Raw genomic sequence first — 5,456 nt, 5'->3', positions numbered from 1 at the left:
CTCAAGGGGGAGGTGAGGTTGGGGCTATTTCTGCGGCGCCTGGTCGATGATCGATTGCATCGTCTCTTGTGCGTTGGCTATGGCGCCGTCGACATCGTCGCCGAAGAAGACCTCGTTGATCATCTGCGTCCACGGCCCGTTGGCGGAGTTGATCAGGTCGTTGAACACCACCGAATAGGGTGTCTTGCCCTTGGCCATAGCCTCGGCGGCGACCTGGTAGCGCGGATCGAGATCCTTCAGCGCCTCCTTGGCGATGTCGCCGCGCACCGGCAGGCTGCCGTATTTGGCGAGGATGGTCTGGCCTTCGAGCGAATAGGCGAAGTCGAGGAATTCCTTCACCACGGGCAGTTTCGTGGTGCCCTTGGTGACGACGAAATTGTCGCCGCCGGCAAAGGACGACCAGCCGCTGTCCTTGCCCGGCAGGAAGGTGACGCCGTAGTCGATATCGGGATACTGGGTGTTGAGCGCGCCGATGGCGAAGGCGCCGGACGGCGAGATGCCGATATTGCCGGCGGCAAATGCCGCAAAGAAGTTGGCGCCGGTATCGGTCTGCGCGCCCGCCGGCACCAGATCCTTCTTGACCATCGAGCGGTAGAGATCGATGGCGCCGCGCAGTTGCGGGCTGTCCAGCGTCGCCTTCGAGCCGTCTTCGCTCAGGATGTCGCCGCCCGACGCCCAGATCAGCGGTGTGAAGGTGAAGATGTTGCAGCCGCCGCAATTGCCGGAGAAGTAGAAGCCCTTAATGTTGCCGCCGAGCGCGTTGACCTTCTCGGCATCGGCCGCGATCTCGGCCCAGTTGGCAGGGCCTTTTTCAGGGTCGAGGCCGGCCTGCTTGAACAGCTTCTTGTTCCAGATCAGCACCGAGGCGTCGGCGGAGAAGGGCAGGCCATAGATGTGATCCTTGTAGGTGCCGGTCTTCACATGCGCCGGCGACAGGCTGGCAAAATAGGGCAGGGACTTTGCCCAGTCGGTAATGTCCTCCAATTGGCCGGCTGCGGCGAAGGACGGCGTGTAGATCAAGTCGAGCGACAGCGCGTCGGGCGCCGTGCCGCCGGCGGCCGCGGCACCGTATTTCGGGATGATCTCAGCATTGGGAATGATGTCGAGCTTGACCTGGTTGGTGTGCGCCTTGTTGTAGGCATCGACGATCCTCGGCATGAAATTCGAGCCGTCGGCGCGCACCCAGATGTTGGCCGTCTCGGCGGCGGCAGTGCCGAGACCGCCACCCAGAACGGCAGCGGCCAGGGTCAGTTTGGCAATCAGGTTCCTCATGTTCTCCTCCTCCAAGGTTGCCGCGGTCCGCGGCTTGGCGCCGATTGCGCGGCGCTTCGTTTTCAGCCACCCGGCGGATGGCCGCATGACTGCCGCACCACCAGCCGGCACGGCAGTTTTCGAATGCCTGGCGCGGCGGGCTTGCCGCCGACCAGCGAAAGCAGGGTCAACCCGGCCTCGCGCCCGAGCGCGACAAGGTTCATGTCGACAGAGGTCAGCGGCGGGCGCGTCGCCTCGGCCACGATCTCCCAATTGTCGAAACCGATGACGCCGACATCACTGGGGACGTCGAGGCCGCGTTCGCGCAGCGCATCGATGACGCCGCGCGCGATCTGGTCGTTGCCGCAGAAGACCGCGTCCGGCCTTTCGCTTTTGCCGTCGAACAGTTGCGCAACCGCCTGGTGACCCCAGGCTTCCGACCAGGAGCCGAGCAGCGGCTCGCTGACCGTCAGGCCGTTTTCGACGAGCACGTCGCGGTAAGCCTGGACGCGCGCGTGCACCACGGCAAAGCTCGCCGGCCCGGTGACATGGGCGATGCGCTTGCGGCCCAGCCGGCAGAAATGCTCGACGGCCAGCCGGGCGCCGCCAACATCGTCCGAGACGAAGGCGACGGCGTCGGGATCTGGCTGCGTGAAGGCATAGATCACCGGGACGCGCAGATTGGAGAGGTCGACGGGCAGATGGCGATCGATGCGCTTGCCGGTGGCGATGATGCCGTCAACGCGCTTGTCGAGCATGGCGTCGACATGCATCTGGCCCAGCCGCGGATCCTCCTCGACATTGCACAGGAACACCGAGACGCCATTGTCGACCAGCGCGTCCGAAATGCCCGACATCAGCGGCAGCGAGAAGCGGCCATAGGTATCGTTGGTGAGCAGGCCGACGGTGAAGCTGCGCCTCCTGAGCAGGCTCTGCGCCAGGCTGTTGGGCCGGAAGCCAAGCCGCCGGGCGGTCTCGCGAATGCGTTCGCGCGTCTCGGCTGTCATCCGGCCCTGGCCATTGAGTGCCTTGGATGCGGTGGCGACGCTGACTCCGGCCTGGGCGGCCACGTCACGCAAGGTGACTGGCTTGGAAAAGACCGGAACAGGCAGATCGTCCGATGGCATTGCGCCGAGATCCTTGGTTGGGAAAAGGTTTTCTCTTACCGAGCCGGATGAGGCCCGGCAGGTGGTCGAGCCCAACGACGATTGCTTGAGAAAACCTTTTCTCAGATGAAGCTAAGCCAGATCGAATCGCTGTTCAAGGGGAAAAGTTGGTTGGCCTCCGCTCCTCTCCTCCGAAATGCAACGCGGGGTAAAAGCAGCCTCGGAAGCGCGTAGGGGAGAAACGTCAATCGCAGTGCTGGAGGCCCTCGGTCGACACGGGGCGGGGCTGCCGCTTGGGGTGTGAAGGATCGCAACTCTGCGCCGGAAGCGAGGCCCGGCAAGGTTGGCTGACGAACGCTCTGAAACTCGATGCCGAAAATTCTGAACAATCCCTCGGGATTAACCTTTCGGTAAATATTTGGCCGCTACTTCGACAGCCATGGCCTCGTGGCGGAGCGGCTACGCTGGAGACGGCAAATCTCTGAAGCCTCGGTTCGATCCCGAGGCGAGGCCTCCAAAATTTCGCGTCCCAATCTGCCCCGAGCGCAGTCAGTTCCCGCGAATAGATTGTGTGTTGCGAAGGCAGTACGGACCGGCCGTCAAAGCAGTCCTGTCTTGAATTTGGCATGCAGGCGCTCGCGAAAAGAGTGCTATGGAAGGGAGGCGAGCGTTGTTGCTTCGCTTTTTCCTGACATTCGAGGCCTTTCGTGCGTGAACCGTCGCTGCTGCCCGTTTTTGGAAAACTTGGCCTCAAGACCCCTGTCGCCTTGGCTGCGGCACCGGTCTCGCCGGCAGGTGTGCCGCACCTGCGGAAGCTTCTGGCCGCGCATGGCGGCATGGTGCTGAAACTGTCGGTCGTCGCCTGGACGGTGCTGATCCTGGGCGCCGTGTTTTTCACGATGCAAGGCTGACCGGCATGGCCAACCGCTACACGGTGCGCATGGAGCTTCCCCAGAGTTGGAGCATCATCGATGTCTTCACCGGCCAGCCTGCGGTTGTCCGGCAAAAGGTGATGGTCGGGATGGGGCCGCGCGAGGCCGAGGACATGGTCGTGCAGATGAATGTCCGCGACGTCAAACGCCGCGAAAGGGCCGAGCGCAAGACCTGATCGCGGTCAGCGCCAACTCGCCGCCATTTCAGCCGAAATCGGCCGCCGTCAGCACATACATGCTCTTGCGGGTGCGGTCGTAGGCCTTCGACGCCACCTCGCGGATGGCGCTGCTCTCGGTGTCGAATGTCTGGAGATAACCGGCTTCATCGGCAGCAGTGCCCGGCCGCATCTTGGCCATGGCGTCGGCAGCGACGGAAAATGAGATCTGGAACATGCCGTCATGGCCGACGAAACGAATGCGCTGGCCCGCTTCGTCATAGCTGCGGCTGCGGTTGGGGAAGGTGAGGCTCATGTCTTGGCCTCCGTGGCTTTCTTGGTCGCCCGCTTCTTCTTCGGCGTAGGATTGAGGGCCTCGGCGACACGATCGGCCTCTTCCTTGGCCAGCCGAAGCTCCCTCAGCCTTGCCGTCTTGATCTCCCTGGCTCTTGCCTCGGACATATATTCGGCGGTCGCCTTGTTTTTCTCCGCTGTCTTCTTCTGCTTGTCGACAAAGCGGGCTTCAGCTTTTTCCATGATCGTCTGATTGCCTTCGGCCATCGAAGAAATCTCCCTTGTGCCTGAAATCGTGAAAGTGAACTTGTCCGATAAATAGGCACTCGATCGGCAAAATTCAATCTTTTGAATTATTTGACATTCTGCGGATATCACGAAACGGCCAGCTGAAATAATACTTTTGAATATTTAATTTGGCCCGCGAATAATTTTTGGCACTCCTATCTATCGAGTGCCAACGCGTCTATAGAGGAGGGGCGTGGCCGCCTGTGCCGGCCCCAGAAAGAAAGTTCCCATGAAATTTCGGCCACTCCACGACCGCGTCGTCATTCGTCGCGCCGAAGGCGATATCAAATCCAAGGGCGGGATCATCATTCCCGACACTGCCAAGGAAAAGCCGCAGGAGGGCGAAGTCATCGCCGTCGGCCCTGGCGCACGCGACGAAAACGGCACGCTTGTTCCGCTCGACGTCAGGGCCGGCGACTTCATCCTGTTCGGCAAATGGTCGGGCACCGAGGTCAAGATCGACGGCGAGGACCTTCTGATCATGAAGGAAGCCGACATCATGGGCGTCATCGACAAGAGCGAGACGGCCGCAACCGACAAGACCGTGGCCGCCAAGAAAGCTGCCTGACCTCATTTTCTCCGAACGAACTGGATAAAAATCATGTCTGCCAAGGAAATCAAATTCTCCACCGACGCGCGCGACCGCATGCTGCGCGGCGTCGAGATCCTCACCAATGCGGTGAAGGTCACGCTCGGCCCCAAGGGCCGCAACGTCATCATCGACAAGGCCTATGGCGCGCCGCGCATCACCAAGGACGGCGTCACCGTTGCCAAGGAAATCGAGCTTGCCGACAAGTTCGAGAACATGGGCGCCCAGATGGTGCGCGAAGTGGCCTCGAAGACCAACGACCTCGCCGGTGACGGCACCACCACCGCCACGGTGCTGGCCGCCTCGATCCTGCGCGAAGGCGCCAAGCTGGTCGCCGCCGGCATGAACCCCATGGATTTGAAGCGCGGCATCGACCAGGCGGTTTCCGCCGTGGTCAAGGAAATCCAGGCGCGCGCCAAGAAGGTCAAGTCGTCGGCCGAGATCGCACAGGTCGGCACCATCGCCGCCAATGGCGATGCCAGCGTCGGCGAGATGATCGCCAAGGCGATGGACAAGGTCGGCAATGACGGCGTCATCACCGTCGAGGAAGCCAAGACCGCCGAGACCGAACTCGACGTCGTCGAAGGCATGCAGTTCGACCGCGGCTATCTCTCGCCCTATTTCGTCACCAATGCCGACAAGATGCGCGTCGAGTTGGAAGAGCCCTACATCCTCATCCACGAGAAGAAGCTCGGCAATCTGCAGGCGATGCTGCCGATCCTTGAAGCGGTGGTGCAGAGCGGCAGGCCGCTGCTGATCATCTCCGAGGACGTCGAGGGCGAGGCTCTGGCGACGCTGGTCGTCAACAAGCTGCGCGGCGGCCTCAAGGTCGCGGCCGTCA

General features: G+C 62.0%; 8 protein-coding genes. 4 read left to right on the top strand and 4 right to left on the bottom strand.

Annotated features, from left to right (window positions below; genetic code table 11):
- Window positions 1–24: 24 nt before the first annotated feature.
- Together EOB49_RS32665 and EOB49_RS32660 are read right to left on the bottom strand one after the other, a co-directional pair.
- Window positions 25–1,272, bottom strand: coding sequence for a sugar ABC transporter substrate-binding protein (locus EOB49_RS32665; protein WP_127383389.1), 1,248 nt, complete (start codon window positions 1,270–1,272; stop codon window positions 25–27).
- A 62-nt stretch (window positions 1,273–1,334) separates the two neighbouring features.
- Window positions 1,335–2,378: a LacI family DNA-binding transcriptional regulator gene (locus EOB49_RS32660; RefSeq protein ID WP_127272522.1), complete on the bottom strand. Its 1,044-nt coding sequence runs from the start codon at window positions 2,376–2,378 to the stop codon at window positions 1,335–1,337.
- Window positions 2,379–3,064: 686 nt separating this feature from the next.
- On the opposite strand from EOB49_RS32660, the gene EOB49_RS32655 reads away from it, so the two are divergent.
- On the top strand, window positions 3,065–3,268 hold the full coding sequence (locus tag EOB49_RS32655) for a hypothetical protein (RefSeq protein ID WP_127326527.1): 204 nt from the start codon (window positions 3,065–3,067) through the stop codon (window positions 3,266–3,268).
- A 5-nt stretch (window positions 3,269–3,273) separates the two neighbouring features.
- On the top strand, window positions 3,274–3,465 hold the full coding sequence (locus EOB49_RS32650) for a hypothetical protein (RefSeq protein ID WP_127269694.1): 192 nt from the start codon (window positions 3,274–3,276) through the stop codon (window positions 3,463–3,465).
- A gap of 28 nt (window positions 3,466–3,493) precedes the next feature.
- On the opposite strand, the gene EOB49_RS32645 is transcribed toward EOB49_RS32650, so the two are convergent.
- The gene (locus tag EOB49_RS32645; protein WP_023809341.1) at window positions 3,494–3,760 is read right to left on the bottom strand and encodes a DUF1488 domain-containing protein; all 267 of its coding nucleotides are present in this window, start codon (window positions 3,758–3,760) and stop codon (window positions 3,494–3,496) included.
- On the bottom strand, window positions 3,757–4,005 hold the full coding sequence (locus EOB49_RS32640; protein WP_127269690.1) for a hypothetical protein: 249 nt from the start codon (window positions 4,003–4,005) through the stop codon (window positions 3,757–3,759). Before EOB49_RS32640 ends, EOB49_RS32645 begins: the two co-directional genes overlap by 4 nt.
- A 250-nt stretch (window positions 4,006–4,255) precedes the next feature.
- Between EOB49_RS32640 and EOB49_RS32635 the strand changes: the two genes are divergently transcribed.
- Both EOB49_RS32635 and groEL read left to right on the top strand, forming a co-directional pair.
- Window positions 4,256–4,594, top strand: coding sequence for a co-chaperone GroES (locus EOB49_RS32635; RefSeq protein WP_127383388.1), 339 nt, complete (start codon window positions 4,256–4,258; stop codon window positions 4,592–4,594).
- Between the two features lie 33 nt (window positions 4,595–4,627).
- Window positions 4,628–5,456 (top strand): chaperonin GroEL (gene groEL, locus EOB49_RS32630; RefSeq protein WP_127328383.1); only part of this gene is annotated, 829 nt, incomplete at its 3' end.

The organism is Mesorhizobium sp. M7A.F.Ca.MR.148.00.0.0 (assembly GCF_003997735.1).
Taxonomy (GTDB): domain Bacteria; phylum Pseudomonadota; class Alphaproteobacteria; order Rhizobiales; family Rhizobiaceae; genus Mesorhizobium.
Note: the sequence above shows the minus strand (reverse complement) of the source record. Positions and strands in the feature narration are given on the sequence as shown.

Excerpts from the sequence above, each read along its gene's own strand:
- EOB49_RS32665 (WP_127383389.1), bottom strand. The coding sequence starts at position 1,272 with ATGAGGAACCTGATTGCCAAACTGACCCTGGCCGCTGCCGTTCTGGGT.
- EOB49_RS32650 (WP_127269694.1), top strand. The coding sequence starts at position 3,274 with ATGGCCAACCGCTACACGGTGCGCATGGAGCTTCCCCAGAGTTGGAGC.
- EOB49_RS32640 (WP_127269690.1), bottom strand. The coding sequence starts at position 4,005 with ATGGCCGAAGGCAATCAGACGATCATGGAAAAAGCTGAAGCCCGCTTT.
- EOB49_RS32645 (WP_023809341.1), bottom strand. The coding sequence starts at position 3,760 with ATGAGCCTCACCTTCCCCAACCGCAGCCGCAGCTATGACGAAGCGGGC.
- EOB49_RS32635 (WP_127383388.1), top strand. The coding sequence starts at position 4,256 with ATGAAATTTCGGCCACTCCACGACCGCGTCGTCATTCGTCGCGCCGAA.
- EOB49_RS32660 (WP_127272522.1), bottom strand. The coding sequence starts at position 2,378 with ATGCCATCGGACGATCTGCCTGTTCCGGTCTTTTCCAAGCCAGTCACC.